Here is an 18,858-nt window from a genome sequence, read left to right as displayed (position 1 = left end):
AAATCGATGTGACGTGAAGCGGGGGGGCGGGTCAACGGGGCCTTAGCCCATGAATTCGACCTGGCCGGTCTGCAGGCTGTAGACGGCGGAGACCACCTTCAGGCGGCCCGCCGCGATACGGCTGCTGAAGGCCTCGTCGGCGGTCTTCAGGCGTTCGGCGATGTTCTTGGCGTTCTGGCGGATCGAGGCGTCCTGCAGGTCGGCGGGACGGCTCTCTCCGGCCTCGATCACGGCCGGCAGGATGGGCAGGGCCATGTCGAACAGGGCGCCGTGCAGGTGAGCATGCTTGGTGGCGACGTCGACCGCCGCCCCGACCGCGCCGCACTTGGTGTGGCCCAGCACCACGACCAGCGGCGCGCCCAGATGCTCGACGGCATAGAGGATCGAGCCCAGGCCTTCGCGGCTGACGGTCGAGCCGGCGGTGCGGACCACGAACAGCTCACCCAGCGTGCAGTCAAAGACCAGTTCCGGCGGGACGCGGCTGTCGGAGCAGCCCACGATGATGGCGAACGGCTTCTGGCCATTCGACAGCTCGTTGATCCGCGCCCAGCTGGGCAGGGCCATGCTGGCGCCGCCGCGGGCGAAGATCGCGTTGCCGTGCTTGAGGCGGCCCAGGGCCTCGTTGGGATCGATCAGGACTTCGGGCGCATGGGTCTCGGCCGGCTTGGGATATTCGGCGACGGTCGAGCGTACCGGCGCGGCTGCGGCATGGGCCGGGGCCGCCGCCTTGGGCCTGGGCGCGGCCTTGCGCGGCGCGGGCGTGTGATGGTCGTCGCCCTCGGCCAGGGCCGCCAGCGGGGCGCCGGTCAGTCCCGAGGCCAAGACGCCCAGCAAAAGTCTTCTCGAAACCATCTCGTCCCCCGACGCGGGTTGTCTGTCAGGCCAAGGACTAGAGAGACAAGGTTAACCGAGCGTAGGTTTTTGCACTTTGGTCACAGCGGCAATTCAGCGCGCTTGACCACGGTTCGCAGGGCGATGCTGGAACTGACCCGCACGACGCCGGGGATCCGGGTGAGTTCCTGGGCATGAACCCGCTCCAGGTCATCAACGTCGCTCACCACCAGCCGCAACAGATAGTCCGAGCCGCCGGTCATCAGATAGCACTCGGCCACCTCGCGGACACCGGCGATGGCCTTCTCGAAGGCGCTGAGCGTCGCCTCGGCCTGGGACGACAGGGTGACGGTGACGAAGACGCTGAGCGGCAGGCCCACCGCGCGCTCGTCGATCACGGCGGCGTAGCGGCCAATGACCCCGGCCTCCTCCAGCGCCCGCACCCGGCGCAGGCAGGCCGACTCCGACAGGTTCACGGCCTCGGCCATTTCCACATAGCTGGCCCGCCCCCGCCGTTGCAGCAGAGTCAGGAGCTTCCGGTCAAAGCTGTCGAGATCAACGGCGGGTTTCTTCATGTTTCACCCATTTGACGCAGGATTCCTGCATACCACAGTTCTCGTCGCACGAAATCCCCAAGAAACCTGCAGGCCAAGAGGCGTAAATTGGCGTCAAAATCCTTCAGGAGGAAATCATCATGCGCGTTGGCGTCCCTTCAGAGATCAAACCCGGCGAACACCGCGTCGGCCTGACCCCCACGGCCGTCCGGGAATATGTCGGCCACGGCCACAGCGTTCTGGTCCAGTCCGGGGCCGGTCTCGGCGCCGGCTATGCCGATGACGCCTATCTGAAAGCCGGCGCGACCATCGCCGCCGACGCCGCAGCGGTGTTTTCCGGCGCCGACATGATCATCAAGGTCAAGGAACCCCAGAAGGTCGAGTGGGAGAAGCTGGAACCCCGCCACATCCTGTTCACCTATCTGCACCTGGCCCCCGATCCGGCCCAGACCGAAGGCCTTCTGAACAGCGGCTGCGCTGCCATCGCCTATGAGACCGTCACCGACGCGCGCGGCGGCCTGCCGCTGCTGGCCCCGATGTCGGAAGTGGCCGGCCGGATCGCCGTGTTCTCGGCCGCCGAGACCCTGCTCAAGCACAATGGCGGCATGGGCCTGCTGCTGTGCGGCGTGCCCGGCGTGCCCCCGGCCCGCGTGGCCGTGCTGGGCGGCGGCGTGGTCGGCTCCAACGCCGCGCGCATGGCCGCCGGCCTGGGCGCCGAGGTCGTGGTGCTGGAACGCTCGATCCCCCGGATGCGCGAACTGGATGACCTCTATCAGGGCCGCATCCTGACCCGCTATTCGACCTTCGCGGCCGTGGAAGAAGAGATCCTGAAAGCCGACGTGATCATCGGCGCCGTGCTGACCGCCGGCGCCGCCGCCCCCAAGCTGGTGCGTCGCGAGCACCTCAAGCAGATGAAGCCGGGTTCGGTGCTGGTGGACGTCTCCATCGACCAGGGCGGCTGTTTCGAGACCAGCAAGCCGACCACCCACGCCGAGCCGACCTACACCGTCGACGGCGTCGTCCACTACTGCGTGGCCAACATGCCCGGCGCCGCGCCGCGCACCTCGTCCGAAGCCCTGGGCAACGCCACTCTGCCGTTTGGCCTGGCCCTGGCCGACCACGGCCTGGACGCCCTGAAGACCAACGTCCATCTGGCGCGCGGTCTCAATGTGCTGAAGGGCGAGCTGACCCACCCGGCTGTGGCCCAGGCGCTGGGCAAGCCGTCGGTCGACCCCTACGGCGCCTGGAAGTAGGTTCAGGACATGAGAAGGGCGCCGAGCGAAGCCGCTCGGCGCCCTTTTTCTTGCCCGAAAGGTCCGATCAGGCCGCGAACCGCGCCAGGTCCTGATGGCTTTCCACCAGATCCAGCACGTCGGTCATGCCAAAGCCGGGATCCACCGGGTGCAGGGCGTTGTAGATCGATCGGGCGAAGGCCAGGTCGGCGGCCGTCTTGACCCGCCAGTCCAGGTGCGACCAGTCGCGGCGGGCCTTCAGGTGGGCCTGGCTGAAACGGGCCGGATTGTCGCGGATGGCGGCGGTCGGCGACACGCGGGCCGTCGGATCGCGCGCCTCGGCGGCCGCGACGCGCAGGGCGTTGGCGGTGATCACCTCGACCTCCAGACCGGCCGGATAGGTGCGCTGAACGTGGTTGGAGGTGTAGGCGGCGCCGCTGGCCAGGGCCAGGCGGACAGCTTCGTCCACGATACCGGGATCGACGAACGGCGCGTCACCCTTGACCCGCACCACATGGCTGACCGAGCTGATGGCTTCGGCGCAGCGGGCGATACGGTCGAGGATGTCGGCCCCGGCCCCGCGATGGACGGTATAGCCGCGCGAGACCACGAAACCGGCCAGGGCGTCGTCGGAGGGGTCGGTGCTGGTGGCGACGATGATCTTGGTCGGACAGCGGGCGCTGCGCAGGCGCTCCAGCTGGCGGATGATCATCGGCTCGCCCTGGAGCGTGGCCATCGCCTTGCCCGGAAGGCGGCGGGACCCCATTCGGGCCTGCAGGACGGTAAGGATCACGTCGCTCTCCCCTGAAAGCAGTTGTTCCGCATAGCCTAGCCGGGAATGATAAAAGTCTCGTGAATCAAAGACTTACGCGCCATAAACCATGTTCCAGCGCCGCTGGTGCGACCGCTGGATCTGGGCAGGCTTCGTACTGTCGGGTTTGATTCGGGGAGTCGCCTAAGCGACCCAACGCCGCGGGTCGAGGGCGACCGGATCGTCGATGGCCATGTCGTCCCAGTCCAGATCCGGCGGCGGGCTGGAGGCGGCGGCGACCACGGCCGAAAGCTCGGCGGCGGAGGTGACGCCCACCAGGACGGCGCTGGCTTCGGGACGCGACAAAGCGAAACCCAGAGCGGCCTGCAGCGGATCGGAACGGCCCTCGGCGATCATCCGGCGCACGCGCGACAGACGGCCAGAGGCGCCCTTCAGCTGGGCCGGCACGCGATCGGGCGGCAGGAACAGCAGGCCATTGAGGAAGATCGAGCGCAGCTGCACCTCGACGCCCATGCCGGCGATGCGGGCCAGGGAGCCGTCGGCCAGCAGGCGCTGGTCGAGCAGGGAGGCCGGCGCTTGCAGAATGTCGGGCTTGAAGCGGCGGGCCACGCCGACCGGATCGTCGCTGGCGTGAGCCGAGACGCCGACCTTCTGGAACAGGCCCTCGTCGCGCAGGCGGGCCAGGCGATCCCACAGGGCCGCGCCGTGCGGGCCAAACAGGTCCGAAGGCGTCTGGACGATGATGGCGTCGGCGCGTTCCAGGCCCAGGCGGCGCAGGCTGCTTCGGGCCTCGGCCTCGACGAAGTCGGGACCCCGGTCCGCGCGGGCGGTCGACAGGGTGACGCGGAAATTCACGGGGCGGGGAATGAGGTCGCCCAGGATGGATTCGGCGCGGCCATAGACGCCCGAGACGTCCAGCACCGACAGCTGCGAACGGTCGGCGATGCTGAGGATGTCGCGCGCTTCGGCTTCAGGCGAGCGGCCGCGCGGCGACGACGTCATGCCGTCGAGCCCGAACTGGGCGGCCGCGAGACCAAGTTTTGAGACCGAAATGGGCATGACCATCCGTAAGGAACGACACCTGTGTTCGTTGACCCTACGCGCCAAGGTTTGAAGAAGGCGTTTCTGGAACCTTGCCGAGGGGTTAAAGTCGGCGGTGATGAACAGCTTTCAAACGGCCGCCGACTGGCCCCTTCACGGCATGGCCGATGACGCCCGACCCGCCCTGCGGGCGGCGCTTTTGGCCGGTCCGGCGGCCCTCGCCACCATCGTCGCCCTGGGTGGCGGCGGCCCGCGTCCGGTCGGGACGCAGATGGTGTTCGGAAAAAATATTGTTTCCGGCTTTCTGTCCGGCGGCTGCATCGAGGCCGATGTCGAGGGCCACGCCCTGGCCTGTCTGGAAGACGGCAAGCCGCGTCGGCTGATCTATGGCGAGGGCAGCCCCTGGCCCGACATCCGCCTGCTGTGCGGCGCCCGGATCGAGATCCTGGTCGAGCGCATCGCGCCGGGCGACCCGGCGGCGGCTGCCCTGCTGCGACTGGCCGACGCTCGCCTCCCGGCCTTCTGGGCCAGCGACGGGCAGCGGCGCCAGTGCCTGGAAGAGCCGATGGCCCCCTGGCCCGGCGCCTTCGAGCGCGCCTATGACCCGGTCCCGAGGCTGGTGGTGGTCGGCGGCGACCCGACGGCCCTGGCTGTGGCCAGCCTGGGCGCGCAGTCCGGCTTTGAGACCTTCCTGATCCGGCCCAAGGGCCCCGCCGCGCCGCCGCCCCTGGCCGGCGTGACCTATAGCCGGGACGCGGCCAACGACGCCCTGGCCGACCTCGGCCTCGACGCCTGGACCTTCGTCGCCATCTGCGGCCACGACCTGGACATCGACCACGCCGCCCTGCTGACCGCCCTGCCCTCGCCCGCGCCCTATGTCGGCCTGCTGGGCGCCCGGCGGCGGCTGGGCGAGCGGATTGAGCGCCTGAAGGCGGCAGGTCTGACCGATCGCGATCTCGCCAAGCTGCGCGCGCCGATCGGTCTGGACCTCGGCGGCAAGGCCCCGTTCGAGGTGGCGGTGGCGGTGATCGGCGAGATCATGGCCGCGCGACACGGGCAGCCGGCGCTGGAGCGGCGGACGGCGGAGGCCTGATCAGCGCGCTACTCCGCCCGCCAGTCCCCAGACTTGTCATCCCGGCGCTCCGCTTCGCTACGGCCGGGATGACAAGATTTTGTGGACGAGGTCAGAGGCCGTGAAGCGGACCTTTCGACGGCCCGCAAGGGGTGGAAGTTGGCCCTTGCGCGGACGTCAGGCTCCTCTGATCCTGAGGCATGTCCGAAGCAGTCCTTTTCGACCTTGATGAGACGCTATTGGACCGCACGGCTTCGCTGCAGTCCTTCCTAAGGGACCAGTTCGCTCGCTTCAGTGAACGCCTGGGGCCCGTCGACTATTCCACCTGGGAAGCGAGATTCCTCAAGTTGGACGCGCGCGGTTCCCAGCCAAAATCCAAGGTCTACCCGGTTCTGCTGCATGAGTTCGGCGGGCAGATCGCAGCGGCGGACCAGCTCCTCGCCGATTACGCGGAGAACTGCTGCAGACATGCCCAACCGTTCGAGGGCATGACCCGCGTCCTGGTGCAGCTTCGGAGCGCCGGCAAACGCCTCGGGATCGTGACGAATGGCGACTGCGCTTTTCAGTCGCGGCACCTTGAGGCGCTGAACCTACGGCAACTAGTAGATGAGGTGCTGGTTTCCGAGGCGGAGGGTCTTCGCAAGCCTGACCCCCAGCTATTTCTGCGTGCGGCGACTAGGCTGGGCGTCTCGCCGGAGCAGTGTCTTTTCGTGGGCGACAATCCCCGCGCAGACATTTTGGGAGCGGCGGCGGTGGGTATGGAGACTGCATGGTTCCGATGCGGCCAAGCCTGGCCAGATAGTCTGCCCAATAATCCTGGCGCTACGGTTGAAACCCTGCACGAGGTGGTCGCACTTGCCGGTTAGCGGACCATCTGAACTTCTGCCTTGGGTCGAAAGCACCCCCCCTGGCTTCCCGCCCGAAAGCCGACGCCCCGCGTCGCGCCAGGCCTTACATCTCCTGGAGGCTGTAGCGTGCCGGTCTGGACAGGTTGGTCCGCCGACACTGGCCTGCGGCCAGCCGCGACGCGGCGGCGCAGAGCGCCGTCCTTGAGCAACCTGTCCAGACCGGCGATCATCTCGCCGTGAGATGTAAGGAGGGTTCTGCCCGAGGGGGCGGTGGCTTTGCCGAGCCATGCGTCGCGCACGGAACCCCTCTCTCATAGAGAGAGGGAGGGGCCCGCCGCCGCAGGCGGTGGGAGGGTGAGAGGTTTCACCGCCGGCCGGAGAAATCTCGAGTCCTGTCGTTGAGCATCTCGCGCGTCGCAGACCATGCTCCGGTCATGGACAAGACCGCCAACGCCCGTCGCCTCCGCCGCAACCAGACCCTGGCCGAGAAGACGCTCTGGACCCTCGTCCGCAATCGGCGGCTGGGCGGATACTGACCAATGCGGGCGGCGTGTCGGACGACATCATGGCCGTGCTTCGTTCGGACAGGGTGTAACCTCTCACCCTCCCACCGCTTCGCGGCGGGCCCCTCCCTCTCTCTATGAGAGAGGGGTTCCGTGCGTCGGCCTCCATCCCCGTACCCGCACGGGGATAGCCCCACCCCGATCCCAGCAAATTCAACGCCCTAACCGCCGCACCCACCGTCACGATCGAAAATCGACGCAGCCCCCTCCGGAACGCCCGTATTCTTCTCCTCGCCCCGCCCCTGGGGAGGCCGTCCAGCTGGCGACCTGACGGGGGGTGGGGGCGGTCGAGCGGGTCGCGCCCGTCGGTCGTCGTCTGAAGGCCCGATGGGGTCTGGCGGAGCGGAGCGGTCCTGCGGGGACCGAACGTGATGAAGCCGGATCCGGACCGCCGGGAACACCCTTCGGCGACGCCCGGCAAGGCGCTCCAGGCGCGGGCTGAAATCGCCCGCGCGGTCCGGAGGGGTCGCTTCCCTTCCGCCCGCCTCGGGCCTCTCAATCGGGAGCGGGTTAAAACCCCGCGCCCCGAGCGGCTCATCGGATAACGATCGCGCGGAGCGCTCCGGCCACGGCCGAAACGGTACTCCTCTACACCCTCATCCGGGCCTGGCCCGGACGCTCCGCCGCCTCCCCACTTGCCGGTGAAAATCCGGCGAGGATGCGAACCTGTGTCCGACGCTAATCCGCCGTCCAGTCGCCCGACTTGCCGCCGGTCTTCTCGATCAGCCGCACGGCCTCGATGACCATGCCCTTCTCGGCGGCTTTCAGCATGTCGTAGATCGTCAGGCAGGCCACCGAGACGGCGGTCAGGGCCTCCATCTCGACGCCGGTCGGGCCGGTGGTCTTGACCCGGGCGGTGACGGAAAGGCCGCCCTCGCCCGGCTCGACCTCGACCACCACCTTGGACAGGGCCAACGGATGGCACAGGGGGATCAGGTTGGAGGTCTGCTTGGCCGCCATGACGCCGGCGATCTCGGCCACGGCGCGGACATCGCCCTTGCGGCCGGTTCCGGAGACGGCCAGGGCCAGGGTCTCGGCGCTCATCCGCACGAAGCCGACAGCCACCGCCTCGCGGGCCGTCTCGGGCTTGCCCGAGACATCGACCATACGGGCCCGGCCCTGGTCGTCGATATGGGTGAGCTTGCTCACTGCTCCAGCAGCCTCGGCATCAGCTCGACCATGTTGCAGGGCTTGTGACGGCTGTCGAGCTGGGCGGAGATCACCTTGTCCCAGCCGTCGCGCACCGCGCCGTTGCTGCCCGGCAGGCAGAACACGAACACCCCGTCGATCAGGCCGGCCGTGGCCCGCGACTGCAGGGTCGACAGGCCCACCGAGGCATAGGAGACCATGTGGAAGATCACCGAAAAACCGTCGATCTTCTTGTTGAACAGCGGCTCCAGCGCTTCGACCGTCACGTCGCGGCCGGTCAGGCCGGTGCCGCCGGTGGTGACGATGGCGTCGACCTGGCCGCCGGCGATCCAGTTTCTGACCTGGTCGCGGATCTGCGGGATGTCGTCGCGCACCACCGCCCGACCGCCCAACTCATGACCGGCGGCCTTGACGCGATCGACCAGCACCTGGCCGGAGGTGTCGCTTTCCTCGTCGCGGGTGTCGGAAATGGTCAGGATCGCCACGCGCACCGGCGTGAACGGAAGGTCCGGTTTGATCCCGCCGCCGGGGGTGAGGCCTGCTGCAGACATGATCTACTCCTGATCCCAACGTTTGGCGTCGGTCCTATCGCGGTCGGTCGGCTCGATCCAGCGGGCGCCGTCCGGGCCGTGTTCCTTCTTCCAGAACGGGGCGCGGCTTTTCAGCCAGTCCATCAGGAAGTCACAGGCCTCGAAGGCCTCGCGCCGATGGCCGGCGGCGGTGGCCACGAAGACGATGGCCTCACCCGGCGCGATGGCGCCGGTGCGATGGACGATGCGGTAATCGTGAAGATGGAACCGCGCCCTGGCCGTCTCGGCGAACTCGGCGATCGCGACGTCGGTGAAGCCGGGATAGGCCTCCAGCTCCAGCGCCGCCGCCCGGCCCTGTTCGGCACGGGCCAGGCCGGTGAAGCTGGCGACGGCGCCGGTCTCGTCGCGACCGGCGCAGAAGGCGGTCAGCAGGGCGCCGGGCTCGAAAGGCTCTGCGGTGAGGGTGATCATCCGCCGCTCATCGGCGGCAGGAAGGCGACCTCGGTGGCGGCCAGCAACGCCGCCTCACCGCGCACCACGGTCTTGTCGACAGCCACCTGGACGCCCGGGCCGCTCAGGGCCTCGCCGAGATCAGGATCGTCCTGGGCGATCAGGCCGCGCAGAGCCGTCAGGGACGTGGCCTCAAAGGCCCGGTCGCGCCAGCCGGCCTGGTCGGCCAGGCGTCCAAACAGCAGCACCCGCGCCATGTCAGCCGCCCGTCGTCGACATGTGGCGGGCCACGGCGGGCCGCGCGCCGGCGATCTGGAAGTCGTGACCTTCCGGCTTGGACCCGATGGCGGCGAAGATCGCCTGCTCCAGCTGGGCGTCCGTCGCGCCGGCCCGGATCACCGCCCGCAGGTCCGAGGCGTCGTCGCGGCCCAGGCAGGTGTGCAGGGTGCCGGTGCAGGTCAGGCGGACCCGGTTGCAGGCCTCGCAGAAATTGTGGCTGAGCGGGGTGATGAAGCCCAGACGCCCGCCGGTCTCGGCGATGCGGGTGTAACGGGCCGGACCGCCGGTGGCGTAGGCCAGGTCTTCCAGCGTCCAGAACGAGGCCAGGTCGCGGCGCACGTCCTTCAGCGACAGGTACTGGTCGGTGCGATCCTCGTCGATCTCGCCCAGCGGCATGGTCTCGATCAGGGTCATGTCGCAGCCGCGCTGGTGAGCCCAGGTGATCAGGTCCGGCAGTTCGGCGGCATTGTCGTGCTTGAGGGCCACGGCGTTGATCTTCACAGCGATGCCCGCCGCCAGGGCCGCATCGATCCCGCCGATCACCTGGGCGACGTCGCCGCCCCGGGTCAGCCGCCTGAAGAGGTCGGGCTTGAGGGTGTCGAGCGACACATTGATCCGCCGCACGCCATGGCGCGCCAGATCCTCGGCATACTTGGCCAGCTGGGTGCCGTTGGTGGTCAGGGTCAGCTCGTCCAGCGCCCCGGACCGCAGGTGGCGCGACAGGCTGGCGACCAGCTCCATGAAGCCCTTGCGCACCAGAGGCTCGCCGCCGGTCAGCCGCAGCTTGCGCACGCCCAGGCCGATGAAGGTGGACGCCACGCGGTCCAGCTCCTCCAGCGTCAGGACCTGCGCCTTGGGCAGGAAGGTCATGTGCTCGGCCATGCAATAGACGCAGCGCAGGTCGCAGCGGTCGGTGACCGACACCCGAAGATAGGTGACGGCGCGGCCGAAACCGTCGATCAGACGGGGCGCGGTCAAGGCCGCTTGCGCAGGGCTGTCGTCATAGGGCGTCATGTCTGCAGACAAGATAGGCGTTGGGCGACATGGCGGAAAGCGAAAGCGGAAGGTTTGCGGCGATCGTCCTGGCCGCCGGCCTGGGCGCCCGGTTCGGCGGCGGCAAGCTGCTGGCGCCGTTTCGCGGCAAGCCGTTGATCGCCGGGGCGCTGAACGCCGCCCTTCAGAGTCCCGCCCGATCGGTTGTGGTCGCGATCGGCGACGACGCCGCGCTGGAAACAACCATCCTGCAGCTGGACGAGGACGCCGAGTTGCGCGTGGTCAAGGTCGCCGACCCCACGCGGGGCATGGGCGCATCGCTGGCCGCCGCCGCCCGCGCCGTGCCCGCTGACATCGACGGCGTCTTCGTGTTCCTAGGTGACATGCCACGGGTCGGTCCGGCGGTCGCGCCGGCCCTGATCCGCGCCCTTTGCGGACGGAACGGCGTTGCCGCGCCTTTCCATACAGGCCAGCGCGGCCATCCCGTGCTGTTCGGCGGCGACTGGATCACGGCCCTGCGAGACCTCGACGGCGATGTCGGGGCCCAGGCGCTGATCCGTCAGGCCGGCGCGCGCTTCACCGCCATCGAGACGGATGATCCCGGCGTGCTGTTCGACGTTGACCGGCCCGAGGACCTGAGCCGAGCCTAGAGCGAAACGCGCGATACAAGAATCGCGCACTTCGCTCTAGCTTTTTGTTTTCGCATCGTTTTTACGGAAAACCGGCATCCACTTTTCCGCGCGATGCTCTAGTGACAGGTCCGCCGCCGCTCCAGAAGGATGGTGCGGATCTGGTCGATGATGCGGATCGCCCCTTCCGGGTCGCCCTGTTCTTCCAGCGCGATCAGGCGCGGGATCAGCACGGCCAGGATGCGGCGTTGCTGGGGCCCCAGCGCATTGAGGCCACGGGTGAATTCGGCGATCTCCTCGGCCGAGACCTCATGGACGAGGGTTGAGGTCCCCCTCATGAGCGACCCGCCGGGCCCGGACGGCCGACAGTGTCGCAGCCAGCAGGGCGACCAGCACGCCGTAGCTGAGCAGGGTCAGGCCCACGACGACCGTGGCGATGTAGATGCGCAGGTCGACGATCGACACGACATGTGAGGCGACGGCCATCATCTGACAGGCCGCCGCGAACACGCTCCACAGCCGGCGCGCCTTCAGCGAGGCCCAGACCAGCAGGATCATGACCACCGCATCGATGATCATCACCCCCCATTCGGGGCTCAGGGGATCGCGGATCTGGGCGAACGGCGTCGCGATCCATCCGGCCAGATACACCGCAGCCACGAAGCGGGCCCAGCGATCGCCCTTCCAGAGGGCGAAGCCGCAGACCAGCACGGCGATGCTGAGGGAAATCCACGGGGTGAGGGTTTGGTACACGGCATGGTCCCGACGCCAACTGGCGCGCGACCATGCCGTAAGCTGCCCAGATAGAGAAGCGCAGGATCATGCGGCCCGACCGCCTTCGACCGCGTGGAGGCCACCGGTGCGGGGCACATCTGGCGGCTTGTCCATTTCGCCGACCGACACCGTGCGGCAGCCGATCTGTTCACGCACCGCCTGCAGGCTGCTGTGAGCGCGGATGATGGTGCGGCGAGCCGACAGGATGTGGGCCAGGGTCTCGCCCAGGTCGTCCACCGCCGCCTGCCCGATCACCGCCGACAGATTGGCCTCCAGCCGCAGGCTGGGCAGCAGGCCCATCAGCTCGGCCGTCTCACGCAGGGCCGCGTCGATCGCCGCCTCGGCGCGCATCAGCTTCTGGGCCCCGGCGCGGGCCGCATCGATCCGTTTCATGCAAGACTCTCCGGTCACACGGAGGTCATCCGCGCGTTCAAGATCTCGTTTTCTGGATGGTCGCCGGTCGCTCAGCGCGCCGGCGGCGGGCTCCAGCCCTCGCGGAACCGCTGAAGGGCGTAGAGGAAGTCGTGGGCTCCGGTGGTCAGGGCGCCGAGCAGAAGTCCGCCCAGGATCGCCAGTCCAACGATGAGACCCAACCATTGCAGGGGAGTCAGGTCATCGCGCCAGCTCCTTCCTGTTCGGTCCGCAGCGGCCGGTCGTCCGACAGAAAGGCGGTCGCCGCCAGCACGCGCAGCAGAAGCTTGGATGGTGGATCGCCCGCCGTCTGAGACTTCCTCAGGGCCGACACCGTCTCGGAAACCAGCTGGCCCCGTTCCGGCGTGCCCGCCAACAGGGTCAGCCCCTCTTCCAGGGACTGCCAGCTGGCGATGAAGAAGCCCGAGCTCTCCGGGCGCATCCGCGCCGTGTCCCGGGTCTGATTGTCGTTCATGGTCGTTCCCACCTGTCCGGTGAGAAGAGACCCGCGCCGGGGCCAGGGCTAGGTCGCCTGATTGCCTACGGTAGTCATTGCCGGGGTCCGCAGCCTCCCAGGCCATGAAGGCCAGGGCCGCGTCGCGACGGCTCAGGCCCGACAGGCGGCGACGCGCACTGAGCACGTGCATCTCGACCGTCTTGGGCGAGAGGCTGAGCAGCCTGGCGATTTCCTTGGACTGCAGATGGCGGGCGATCAGACGCAGAATCTCCCGCTCACGCGGGGTCAGACGCTCGAAGCCAGGAATATCGCCGGGTTCTACCATGGCGACAGCATGCGGCCAGCTTCCCGCGACGTCCAGCGCAACCAATGCGCTGGACGTCACAAGACTAGGCTGTCGTCGTAAAGGGCAGTCGCGCGGTCGACTTGCTCGTCAGGGCCAGCAGGGCGTTGGCCACGGCCGGTGCAATAACGGGCGTGCCCGGCTCGCCCACGCCGCTGGGCGCGGAGCCCGACGGCACGATATAGGTCTCAACCGTCGGCGCCTCGTTCATGCGCAGCACGCGATAGCCGTCGAAATTGGTCTGATCGACCACACCTTCGGTCAGGGTGATCTCGCCGAACAGCGCCGCCGACAGGCCGTAGCAGGTGCCACCTTCCATCTGGGCCGCGATCTGATTGGGCGAGATGGCGACGCCGCAGTCGATGGCGGTGACCACGCGGCCCACCCTGGGCTGGCCGTCGACCAACTGGACCTCGGCCACCTGGGCGACCACCGAGCCGAAGCTTTCGTGCACGGCCACGCCCCGGCTCCAGCCGGCGGTCGGCGCAGGGCCGGCCTTTTCCATGGCCAGGTTCAGCGCCGCCAGATGCCGGTCGGCCCCGACCTTGGCGTAGAGCGCCTGGCGATACGCTACCGGATCCTTGCCGGCCTTGCGGGCCAGCTGGTCGATGGTGTGCTCCATGACGAAGGCGGTGTGGGTCGCGCCCACCGAACGCCACCACAACACCGGCACCCCGACCTCAGGCAGGGCCAGCTGGGCGTCGACGATCGGCGTGGCCTTCAGATAGGGCGAGCCGGCCGTGCCCTCGATGGCGGTCTGGTCAGGCCCTTTGCCGCCCATCGGCGAGCCCTTCATGATCGACTGGCTGACGATGCGGTGACGCCAGGCGGCCGGATAGCCGTCCTTGTCGAGACTGATCTTGACGGCGTGCACCACCAGCGGCCGGAAGTAGCCGGCGCGCATGTCGTCCTCGCGGGTCCAGACCAGTTTCACCGGCCGGCCCTTGCCGACCTTCTTGGCGATGTGGACGCATTCGGCGGCATAGTCGGACTGGAAGGTGGCGCGACGACCAAACGAGCCGCCGGCGAACAGGGTTTCGATCTCGACCGAGCCCGGCAGGGTCCCGACGATCTTGGCAGCGTTCAGCTGGTCCAGGGTCTGACCCTGCGAGCCGAAGGTCAGCTTGACCTTGGAGCCGTCCACGGCCGCGACGCAGTTCATCGGCTCCATGGTGGCGTGGGCCAGATAGGGGAACTCGTAGGTCGCCTCGAACACCTTGGCGCCCTTGGCGTTGGCGATCACGGCGGCGTCGCCCTTGGAGTCGAAGCCTTCCCATTTCAGGTCGGCCGGACCCTTGCCCGCGGCGATGTCGCGGTAGCTCGCGGCGATGGCCGATGAGCTGCGCTTCTCGGCCTTGTCCTCGTTCCATTCCAGCTTCAGCGCCTCACGGCCCATGCTGGCGGCATAGGTCGACTGGGCCACCACAGCCACGCCGGTCGGGATCTCGAAAACGTCGACGACGCCCGGGACCTTTTTGGCCTCTACCGCATCGAAGCTTTTCAGCTTGCCGCCGAAGCGCGGGGCGTGGGCGACCATGGCGGTCAGCATGTCGGGCAGGCGGACATCCTGGGTGAAGCGCGCCGTGCCGTCGCTCTTGGCCTGGGAGTCCTTGCGGCGCACCCGCTCGGTGCCGATCAGGGTGAAGGTCTTGGGATCCTTCAGGGGCGGGTTGGCGATCGGCGTGATCTTGGCGGCGTCGACCAACAGCTCGCCGAAGCCGGCGGTCTTGCCCGACTTGTGGCTCACGACGCTGTCCTTGACGGCGATCTCGCCCGCCGGAACGCTCCACTTGGCGGCGGCCGCTTGCACGAACATCGCCCGCGTCGCGGCGCCGGCCTTGCGCAGTTGATCCCAGGAGTTGGAGATGGCCGACGACCCGCCGGTCAGTTGCACCCCGGCGGTGCCGTTGGCATAGAGCTTGGCGTTGGCCGGGGCCTGCTCGACCATGACCCGCGTCCAGTCGGCGTCCAGCTCCTCGGCGACAATGGCCGCCAGGCCCGTATGGTTGCCCTGACCGAACTCGATATGTTTGGAGATCACCGTCACGGCGCCGTCCGCCGCGATCTTGATGAAGGGCCCGAAGGCGCCGACCTCGACCTTGGAGCCGGCGCTCATGATGTCGGCCGGCGAGCAGCCGACCACCAGGGCTCCGCCGACCAGGGCAGCGCCGACGACCACATCGCGGCGGTTGACGACGCCCTGGGCGCCGAACTTGTTGAGGGGGCCGTTCATCGGCCGGCTCCGCGGCTGGTCGCGCCGGTGGCGGCGGCGATGGCTTCATCGATGTCGGTGTGCGGCAGGCCGACCGCAGCCGTGGTCGCCGGCGGCAGACCTGCGGCGTCCTTGATGGCGGCGCGGATGCGCTGATAGGTGCCGCAGCGACAGATGTTGCCGCTCATGGCTTCGTCGATCTGCTCGTCGCTGGGCGCCTTGTTCTGTTCGATCAGGGCGGCGGCCGACATAATCTGGCCCGACTGGCAGTAGCCGCACTGCGGCACGTCGTGCTTGACCCAGGCCTGTTGCAGCGGGTGCGATCCGCCCAGACCCTCGATCGTGGTGATCTTGACGCCGGTCAGGCCCTCGATGGGGGTGACGCACGAACGGATGGGCTGGCCGTCGACATGCACCGTGCAGGCGCCGCACTGGGCGACCCCGCAGCCAAACTTGGTTCCGGTCAGGCCCAGCTCGTCCCGCAGGACCCAGAGCAGGGGGGTTGCGGGATCGGCCTGAACCGTCACCGTCTTGCCGTTCACGTCGAGAGTCGCGGCCATATGTTTTCGCCTCCAACCGAGCTCGGGCCGGGGCGCGACCCTGCTAGAAGCGCAAACCTAACACTGTTCACACCGGTGGCGACCAGCAATATTTCGCCGCCAGCCCCGGCTTTCGCGGCCCAGTTGAAACAGCTCGTGCAAAAGCCGTCGTCGCGCGATGAGAGAGGGCGCGAAGCGACCGCGAAACCGACTATGCTCACCGGGCCGCCTGCTTCGCGGCCGCCGCCCCTGGAGTTGACCGTGCGCCGCCTTGTGCTTGCCTTGACCGTGGTCGGTCTGACCCTGTCAGCCTGCGCCACCCAGCCGGGACCGGCCATCACCACGCCGGTGACCTATGGCTGCGCCAAGGCCAAGAGCTTCCAGGCGACCTATCCGGCCAACGGCAAGAAAGCCATTGTCTCGGCCGGCGGCGTGACAAAAGCCCTGCCCCTGGCCCGCTCGGCGTCCGGCGCGCGTTACGCCAAGGGCGCGTTTGAAATCTGGGGCAAGGGCGACAGCGCCCGCCTCTCGGGATTCCCGGGTGGACCTTATGACAATTGCCAGGCCCGCTGAGGGGACCCTCTTGGACAGCTTTCCCGCCTATTTCCCGCTCGCCGGCCGCAAGGTGGTGATCGCCGGCTCCGGCGACGGCGCCGACAACAAGGCGCGCCTGTTCGAAGGCTCGCCGGCCACGCTGGTGCGCATCGACGGCCACGCCGCCTTCCTGCCCGGCTCCTATGCCGGCGCGGTCCTGGCCTTCATTTCCAGCGATGACGAGGTCTTCATCCAGGCCGCGGCCGCCGCCGCCCGCGCTGCGCGGGTTCTGGTCAATGTCGTCGACAAACCCGCCCTGTGCGACTTCAACACTCCGGCGGTGATCGACCGGGGTGAGGTCGTGGCGGCCGTCGGCACCGGCGGTTCGGCTCCCGTGCTGGCCACCATGCTGCGCAACGATATCGAGGCCCAGGTGCCCGAGGGCGCGGGCCGCGTGGCCGCCCTGCTGCGCCGCTTCCAGGACGAGGTCCGCAAGACCCTGCCAGCGCTGCACGAGCGCCGCTCGTTCCTTCGCGACGCCGTGACCGGCGAAGCGGCCCAGGCGGCGATGTCGGGCGATATGGAAGCCGCCGGACGCCTGTTCCGCGAGGCCCTGGCCAAGGGCTCGGCCCGCAAGGGCCGGGTGCGCTTCATCGCCGGCAAGGGGCCCTCCGACCTGCTGACCCTGCGCGCCGTCCGCGCCCTGTCGGCGGCCGATGTGCTGGTGGCAGACCCGGACGCCGATCCTCAGATCATGACCATGGGCCGCCGCGACGTCGAACGACTGTCGCCGGACGAGGCCAGCGCCGAGCACCTGATCCAGCTGGCCCATGAGGGCCGCCAGGTCATTCGCCTGATCACCGGCCCGGTCGAGCCGGCGCTGGTCCAGGCCCTGACGGCGGCCGGCGTCGCCGTCGAGGTCCTGCTATCGGCGCCGGCGGCCTAGACTTCGTCGAGCGGCCGCCCCTTGGTCTCGGGCAGCAGGAACAGGGTCGTCACCACGCTGACCAGGGTGAAGAACACCGGGTACCAGAGGCCCGCATAGATGTTGCCGACCGCCGTGACGATGGCGAAGGCGAAGAACGGCACAAAGCCGCCCACCCAGCCGGTGCCGATGTGATAGGGCAACGACAGGGCGGTGTAGCGCACCCGGGTCGGGAACAGCTCGACCAGACAGGCGGCCAGCGGCCCAAACAGCGCGGTCGCGGCGATCACGAAGACCAGCAGCACGCCAAACATGCCCGGCAGGTTCATCCGTGCGGGGTCGGCCTTGGCCGGATAGCCCGCCTGAGTCAGCGCCGCCTTGATCCTGGCTTCAGTCTCCGTCTTGACCGCCTTGGTCTCGGCTTTCGACAGGCCCAGGGCGCTGGGCGAAGCGACCACGATGTCGCCGACCTTCATCACCGCCGGCGTCCCCGCCGGGGCCTTCTGGTTGTCATAGGAGACCCCGGCATTGGCCAGGGCGCTCTTGACGATGTCGCAGGACGAGACGAACGCCGCCTTGCCCACCGGATCGAACTGCAGGGCGCAGTCCTTGGGGTCGGCGATCACCGAAACCGGCGAGCGGGCCGAAGCCTCGGCAAGGGCCGGATTGGCGGCGCGCTCCAGAAGGTGGAAGCCCGGGAAATAGAAGGCCAGGGCCAGGGTCATGCCGGCCAGCATCACCGGCTTGCGGCCGACCTTGTCCGACAGCCAACCGAAGACGACGTAGAAGATCGCACTGACCGCCGTGGCGCTCATCATCAGGGCGTTGATGGTGACCGGATCGACCTTCAGGAACTTCTCCATGAAGGTCTGGGTGTAGAAGAAGCTGGTGTACCAGACGGCGCCCTGGGCGCACATCATCGACAGGAAGGCCAGGATCACCAGCTTCATGTTCTTCCACTGGCCGAAGGCTTCGGCATAGGGCGCCTTGGAGGCTTCACCCTCTTCCTTCATCTTGGCGAAGGCCGGGCTTTCCGTGAGCTTCAGGCGCATCCAGACCGAAATGCCCAGCAGGCCGATCGAGACGGCGAACGGAATGCGCCAGCCCCAGGCGTCGAACGCCTCGATGCCGACCACGGCGCGGGTGGCCATGATCACCAGCAGGGCGCCGAACAGGCCGAAGGCCGCCGAGGTCTGCACCCACGAGGTCGACCAGCCGCGCTTGTCGGGCGGCGAATGCTCGGCGACATAGATCGCGGCGCCGCCGTACTCGCCGCCCAGGGCGAAGCCCTGCACGCAGCGCAGGATGATCAGCAGGATCGGCGCGATGATCCCCGCCTGCTCATAGGTCGGCAGGAAGGCGATGGCGAAGGTGGCGCCGCCCATCAGCAGCACGGTGGCCAGGAACGCGCCCTTGCGACCCGCCTGATCGCCGATCTTGCCGAACACCAGCGCGCCCAGCGGCCGGAAGGCGAAACCGACCCCGAACAGGGCCAGGGCGGCGATATAGCCGGCGGCGTCCGGCAGACCGGTGAAGAAGGTCTTGGAAATGACCTGGGCCAGACTTCCGAAGATGAAGAAGTCGTACCATTCGAACGCGGTGCCGGCCGACGAAGCCGCCACGACGGTCCGCATCGAGGCGCCGTCTTCCTGGGTCGTCTGGTCGGTCATGCTGTTCCCCCTGGCGCCGTCACGCGCTCTTCGCGGGCAGCTTTAGCGTG

The 18,858-nt window shown here is 68.4% G+C and carries 22 protein-coding genes and 5 pseudogenes; 8 read left to right on the top strand and 19 right to left on the bottom strand.

The features are described 5' to 3' along the window. Positions 1-42 precede the first annotated feature (42 nt). Together ACW17Z_RS11805 and ACW17Z_RS11800 are read right to left on the bottom strand one after the other, a co-directional pair. On the bottom strand, positions 43-852 hold the full coding sequence (locus ACW17Z_RS11805; protein WP_492056139.1) for a carbonic anhydrase: 810 nt from the start codon (positions 850-852) through the stop codon (positions 43-45). 80 nt (positions 853-932) lie between these two features. Further along, the gene (locus tag ACW17Z_RS11800; RefSeq protein ID WP_492056138.1) at positions 933-1,406 is read right to left on the bottom strand and encodes an Lrp/AsnC family transcriptional regulator; all 474 of its coding nucleotides are present in this window, start codon (positions 1,404-1,406) and stop codon (positions 933-935) included. Between the two features lie 119 nt (positions 1,407-1,525). On the opposite strand from ACW17Z_RS11800, the gene ald reads away from it, so the two are divergent. Next, positions 1,526-2,638: an alanine dehydrogenase gene (ald, locus tag ACW17Z_RS11795; RefSeq protein WP_419319210.1), complete on the top strand. Its 1,113-nt coding sequence runs from the start codon at positions 1,526-1,528 to the stop codon at positions 2,636-2,638. 67 nt (positions 2,639-2,705) lie between these two features. Here ald and ACW17Z_RS11790 read toward each other — a convergent pair whose 3' ends face one another. Continuing rightward, on the bottom strand, positions 2,706-3,410 hold the full coding sequence (locus ACW17Z_RS11790; protein WP_492056137.1) for a glycosyltransferase family protein: 705 nt from the start codon (positions 3,408-3,410) through the stop codon (positions 2,706-2,708). A 162-nt stretch (positions 3,411-3,572) separates the two neighbouring features. Next, positions 3,573-4,448, bottom strand: coding sequence for a bifunctional regulator KidO (locus ACW17Z_RS11785; protein ID WP_419319212.1), 876 nt, complete (start codon positions 4,446-4,448; stop codon positions 3,573-3,575). A 24-nt stretch (positions 4,449-4,472) separates the two neighbouring features. Between ACW17Z_RS11785 and ACW17Z_RS11780 the strand changes: the two are divergent. Continuing rightward, positions 4,473-5,523: pseudogene (locus ACW17Z_RS11780) on the top strand (XdhC family protein). A 179-nt stretch (positions 5,524-5,702) separates the two neighbouring features. Further along, complete coding sequence (locus ACW17Z_RS11775) at positions 5,703-6,368, top strand: HAD family hydrolase (protein ID WP_492056136.1); 666 nt, start codon at positions 5,703-5,705, stop codon at positions 6,366-6,368. A gap of 141 nt (positions 6,369-6,509) precedes the next feature. On the opposite strand, the pseudogene ACW17Z_RS11770 reads toward ACW17Z_RS11775, so the two are convergent. Next, positions 6,510-6,593: pseudogene (locus ACW17Z_RS11770) on the bottom strand (hypothetical protein); the annotation flags it as partial. A 191-nt stretch (positions 6,594-6,784) separates the two neighbouring features. Here ACW17Z_RS11770 and ACW17Z_RS11765 point away from each other — a divergent pair. Further along, positions 6,785-6,883: pseudogene (locus ACW17Z_RS11765) on the top strand (DUF559 domain-containing protein); the annotation flags it as partial. A 49-nt stretch (positions 6,884-6,932) separates the two neighbouring features. Continuing rightward, a pseudogene (locus tag ACW17Z_RS11760) lies at positions 6,933-7,010 on the top strand (hypothetical protein); the annotation flags it as partial. Positions 7,011-7,591: 581 nt separating this feature from the next. On the opposite strand, the gene moaC reads toward ACW17Z_RS11760, so the two are convergent. The 5 genes from moaC to moaA are packed head-to-tail and all read right to left on the bottom strand — an operon-like array spanning position 7,592 to position 10,335. Then, a complete protein-coding gene (gene moaC / locus ACW17Z_RS11755) occupies positions 7,592-8,062 on the bottom strand; it encodes a cyclic pyranopterin monophosphate synthase MoaC (protein WP_492056135.1) in 471 nt (156 codons plus the stop codon). Next, the gene (gene moaB / locus ACW17Z_RS11750) at positions 8,059-8,613 is read right to left on the bottom strand and encodes a molybdenum cofactor biosynthesis protein B (RefSeq protein WP_492056134.1); all 555 of its coding nucleotides are present in this window, start codon (positions 8,611-8,613) and stop codon (positions 8,059-8,061) included. Before moaB ends, moaC begins: the two co-directional genes overlap by 4 nt. Before the next feature lie 3 nt (positions 8,614-8,616). Beyond that, positions 8,617-9,063: a molybdenum cofactor biosynthesis protein MoaE gene (locus ACW17Z_RS11745; protein WP_492056133.1), complete on the bottom strand. Its 447-nt coding sequence runs from the start codon at positions 9,061-9,063 to the stop codon at positions 8,617-8,619. Next, positions 9,060-9,299 (bottom strand): MoaD/ThiS family protein, encoded by a 240-nt coding sequence (locus ACW17Z_RS11740; RefSeq protein WP_492056132.1) that lies wholly within the window; start codon positions 9,297-9,299, stop codon positions 9,060-9,062. Before ACW17Z_RS11740 ends, ACW17Z_RS11745 begins: the two co-directional genes overlap by 4 nt. 1 nt (position 9,300) lies before the next feature. Then, positions 9,301-10,335: a GTP 3',8-cyclase MoaA gene (moaA, locus tag ACW17Z_RS11735; protein WP_492056131.1), complete on the bottom strand. Its 1,035-nt coding sequence runs from the start codon at positions 10,333-10,335 to the stop codon at positions 9,301-9,303. A 29-nt stretch (positions 10,336-10,364) separates the two neighbouring features. Between moaA and ACW17Z_RS11730 the strand changes: the two genes are divergently transcribed. Beyond that, positions 10,365-10,964, top strand: coding sequence for a nucleotidyltransferase family protein (locus tag ACW17Z_RS11730; RefSeq protein ID WP_492056130.1), 600 nt, complete (start codon positions 10,365-10,367; stop codon positions 10,962-10,964). 98 nt (positions 10,965-11,062) lie between these two features. Here ACW17Z_RS11730 and ACW17Z_RS11725 read toward each other — a convergent pair whose 3' ends face one another. The 8 genes and pseudogenes from ACW17Z_RS11725 to ACW17Z_RS11690 form a co-directional block, all read right to left on the bottom strand. After that, on the bottom strand, positions 11,063-11,281 hold the full coding sequence (locus ACW17Z_RS11725; protein ID WP_492056129.1) for a hypothetical protein: 219 nt from the start codon (positions 11,279-11,281) through the stop codon (positions 11,063-11,065). Next, entirely contained in the window at positions 11,253-11,696 is a 444-nt protein-coding gene (locus ACW17Z_RS11720; protein WP_492056128.1) for a hypothetical protein, read from the bottom strand. The genes ACW17Z_RS11725 and ACW17Z_RS11720 overlap by 29 nt, the downstream gene beginning before the upstream one ends. Positions 11,697-11,762: 66 nt before the next feature. Beyond that, positions 11,763-12,110: a hypothetical protein gene (locus tag ACW17Z_RS11715; protein WP_492056127.1), complete on the bottom strand. Its 348-nt coding sequence runs from the start codon at positions 12,108-12,110 to the stop codon at positions 11,763-11,765. Between the two features lie 71 nt (positions 12,111-12,181). Then, on the bottom strand, positions 12,182-12,310 hold the full coding sequence (locus ACW17Z_RS11710) for a hypothetical protein (RefSeq protein ID WP_419321529.1): 129 nt from the start codon (positions 12,308-12,310) through the stop codon (positions 12,182-12,184). Positions 12,311-12,324: 14 nt separating this feature from the next. Beyond that, the gene (locus ACW17Z_RS11705; RefSeq protein ID WP_419319223.1) at positions 12,325-12,603 is read right to left on the bottom strand and encodes a hypothetical protein; all 279 of its coding nucleotides are present in this window, start codon (positions 12,601-12,603) and stop codon (positions 12,325-12,327) included. A gap of 172 nt (positions 12,604-12,775) precedes the next feature. Further along, positions 12,776-12,910, bottom strand: a pseudogene (locus ACW17Z_RS11700) (LuxR C-terminal-related transcriptional regulator); the annotation flags it as partial. A gap of 64 nt (positions 12,911-12,974) precedes the next feature. Further along, entirely contained in the window at positions 12,975-15,161 is a 2,187-nt protein-coding gene (locus tag ACW17Z_RS11695; RefSeq protein WP_492056126.1) for a xanthine dehydrogenase family protein molybdopterin-binding subunit, read from the bottom strand. After that, the gene (locus tag ACW17Z_RS11690) at positions 15,158-15,700 is read right to left on the bottom strand and encodes a (2Fe-2S)-binding protein (protein ID WP_419319225.1); all 543 of its coding nucleotides are present in this window, start codon (positions 15,698-15,700) and stop codon (positions 15,158-15,160) included. The genes ACW17Z_RS11695 and ACW17Z_RS11690 overlap by 4 nt, the downstream gene beginning before the upstream one ends. Positions 15,701-15,940: 240 nt before the next feature. Between ACW17Z_RS11690 and ACW17Z_RS11685 the strand changes: the two genes are divergently transcribed. Both ACW17Z_RS11685 and ACW17Z_RS11680 read left to right on the top strand, forming a co-directional pair. Continuing rightward, complete coding sequence (locus ACW17Z_RS11685) at positions 15,941-16,252, top strand: MliC family protein (RefSeq protein ID WP_492056125.1); 312 nt, start codon at positions 15,941-15,943, stop codon at positions 16,250-16,252. 10 nt (positions 16,253-16,262) lie between these two features. Beyond that, the gene (locus ACW17Z_RS11680) at positions 16,263-17,159 is read left to right on the top strand and encodes an NAD(P)-dependent oxidoreductase (RefSeq protein WP_492056124.1); all 897 of its coding nucleotides are present in this window, start codon (positions 16,263-16,265) and stop codon (positions 17,157-17,159) included. Here the strand turns inward: ACW17Z_RS11680 and ACW17Z_RS11675 are convergent. Continuing rightward, positions 17,156-18,808 carry an MFS transporter gene (locus tag ACW17Z_RS11675; RefSeq protein WP_492056123.1) on the bottom strand — a complete coding sequence of 551 codons (1,653 nt, stop codon included), beginning with the start codon at positions 18,806-18,808 and terminating at the stop codon, positions 17,156-17,158. The genes ACW17Z_RS11680 and ACW17Z_RS11675 overlap by 4 nt on opposite strands. Positions 18,809-18,858 lie beyond the last annotated feature (50 nt).

This window comes from Caulobacter sp. GSs2 (assembly GCF_058680895.1).
This window is presented reverse-complemented; position numbering and strand designations above follow the sequence as displayed.

Coding starts and splice junctions, on each gene's coding strand:
- ACW17Z_RS11715 (WP_492056127.1), bottom strand. CDS start 12,110: ATGAAACGGATCGATGCGGCCCGCGCCGGGGCCCAGAAGCTGATGCGC.
- ACW17Z_RS11675 (WP_492056123.1), bottom strand. CDS start 18,808: ATGACCGACCAGACGACCCAGGAAGACGGCGCCTCGATGCGGACCGTC.
- ACW17Z_RS11705 (WP_419319223.1), bottom strand. CDS start 12,603: ATGAACGACAATCAGACCCGGGACACGGCGCGGATGCGCCCGGAGAGC.
- ACW17Z_RS11725 (WP_492056129.1), bottom strand. CDS start 11,281: ATGAGGGGGACCTCAACCCTCGTCCATGAGGTCTCGGCCGAGGAGATC.
- ACW17Z_RS11800 (WP_492056138.1), bottom strand. CDS start 1,406: ATGAAGAAACCCGCCGTTGATCTCGACAGCTTTGACCGGAAGCTCCTG.
- ACW17Z_RS11690 (WP_419319225.1), bottom strand. CDS start 15,700: ATGGCCGCGACTCTCGACGTGAACGGCAAGACGGTGACGGTTCAGGCC.
- moaB (WP_492056134.1), bottom strand. CDS start 8,613: ATGTCTGCAGCAGGCCTCACCCCCGGCGGCGGGATCAAACCGGACCTT.
- ACW17Z_RS11745 (WP_492056133.1), bottom strand. CDS start 9,063: ATGATCACCCTCACCGCAGAGCCTTTCGAGCCCGGCGCCCTGCTGACC.
- ACW17Z_RS11805 (WP_492056139.1), bottom strand. CDS start 852: ATGGTTTCGAGAAGACTTTTGCTGGGCGTCTTGGCCTCGGGACTGACC.
- ACW17Z_RS11740 (WP_492056132.1), bottom strand. CDS start 9,299: ATGGCGCGGGTGCTGCTGTTTGGACGCCTGGCCGACCAGGCCGGCTGG.
- ACW17Z_RS11785 (WP_419319212.1), bottom strand. CDS start 4,448: ATGCCCATTTCGGTCTCAAAACTTGGTCTCGCGGCCGCCCAGTTCGGG.
- moaA (WP_492056131.1), bottom strand. CDS start 10,335: ATGACGCCCTATGACGACAGCCCTGCGCAAGCGGCCTTGACCGCGCCC.
- ald (WP_419319210.1), top strand. CDS start 1,526: ATGCGCGTTGGCGTCCCTTCAGAGATCAAACCCGGCGAACACCGCGTC.
- ACW17Z_RS11775 (WP_492056136.1), top strand. CDS start 5,703: ATGTCCGAAGCAGTCCTTTTCGACCTTGATGAGACGCTATTGGACCGC.
- ACW17Z_RS11730 (WP_492056130.1), top strand. CDS start 10,365: ATGGCGGAAAGCGAAAGCGGAAGGTTTGCGGCGATCGTCCTGGCCGCC.
- ACW17Z_RS11695 (WP_492056126.1), bottom strand. CDS start 15,161: ATGAACGGCCCCCTCAACAAGTTCGGCGCCCAGGGCGTCGTCAACCGC.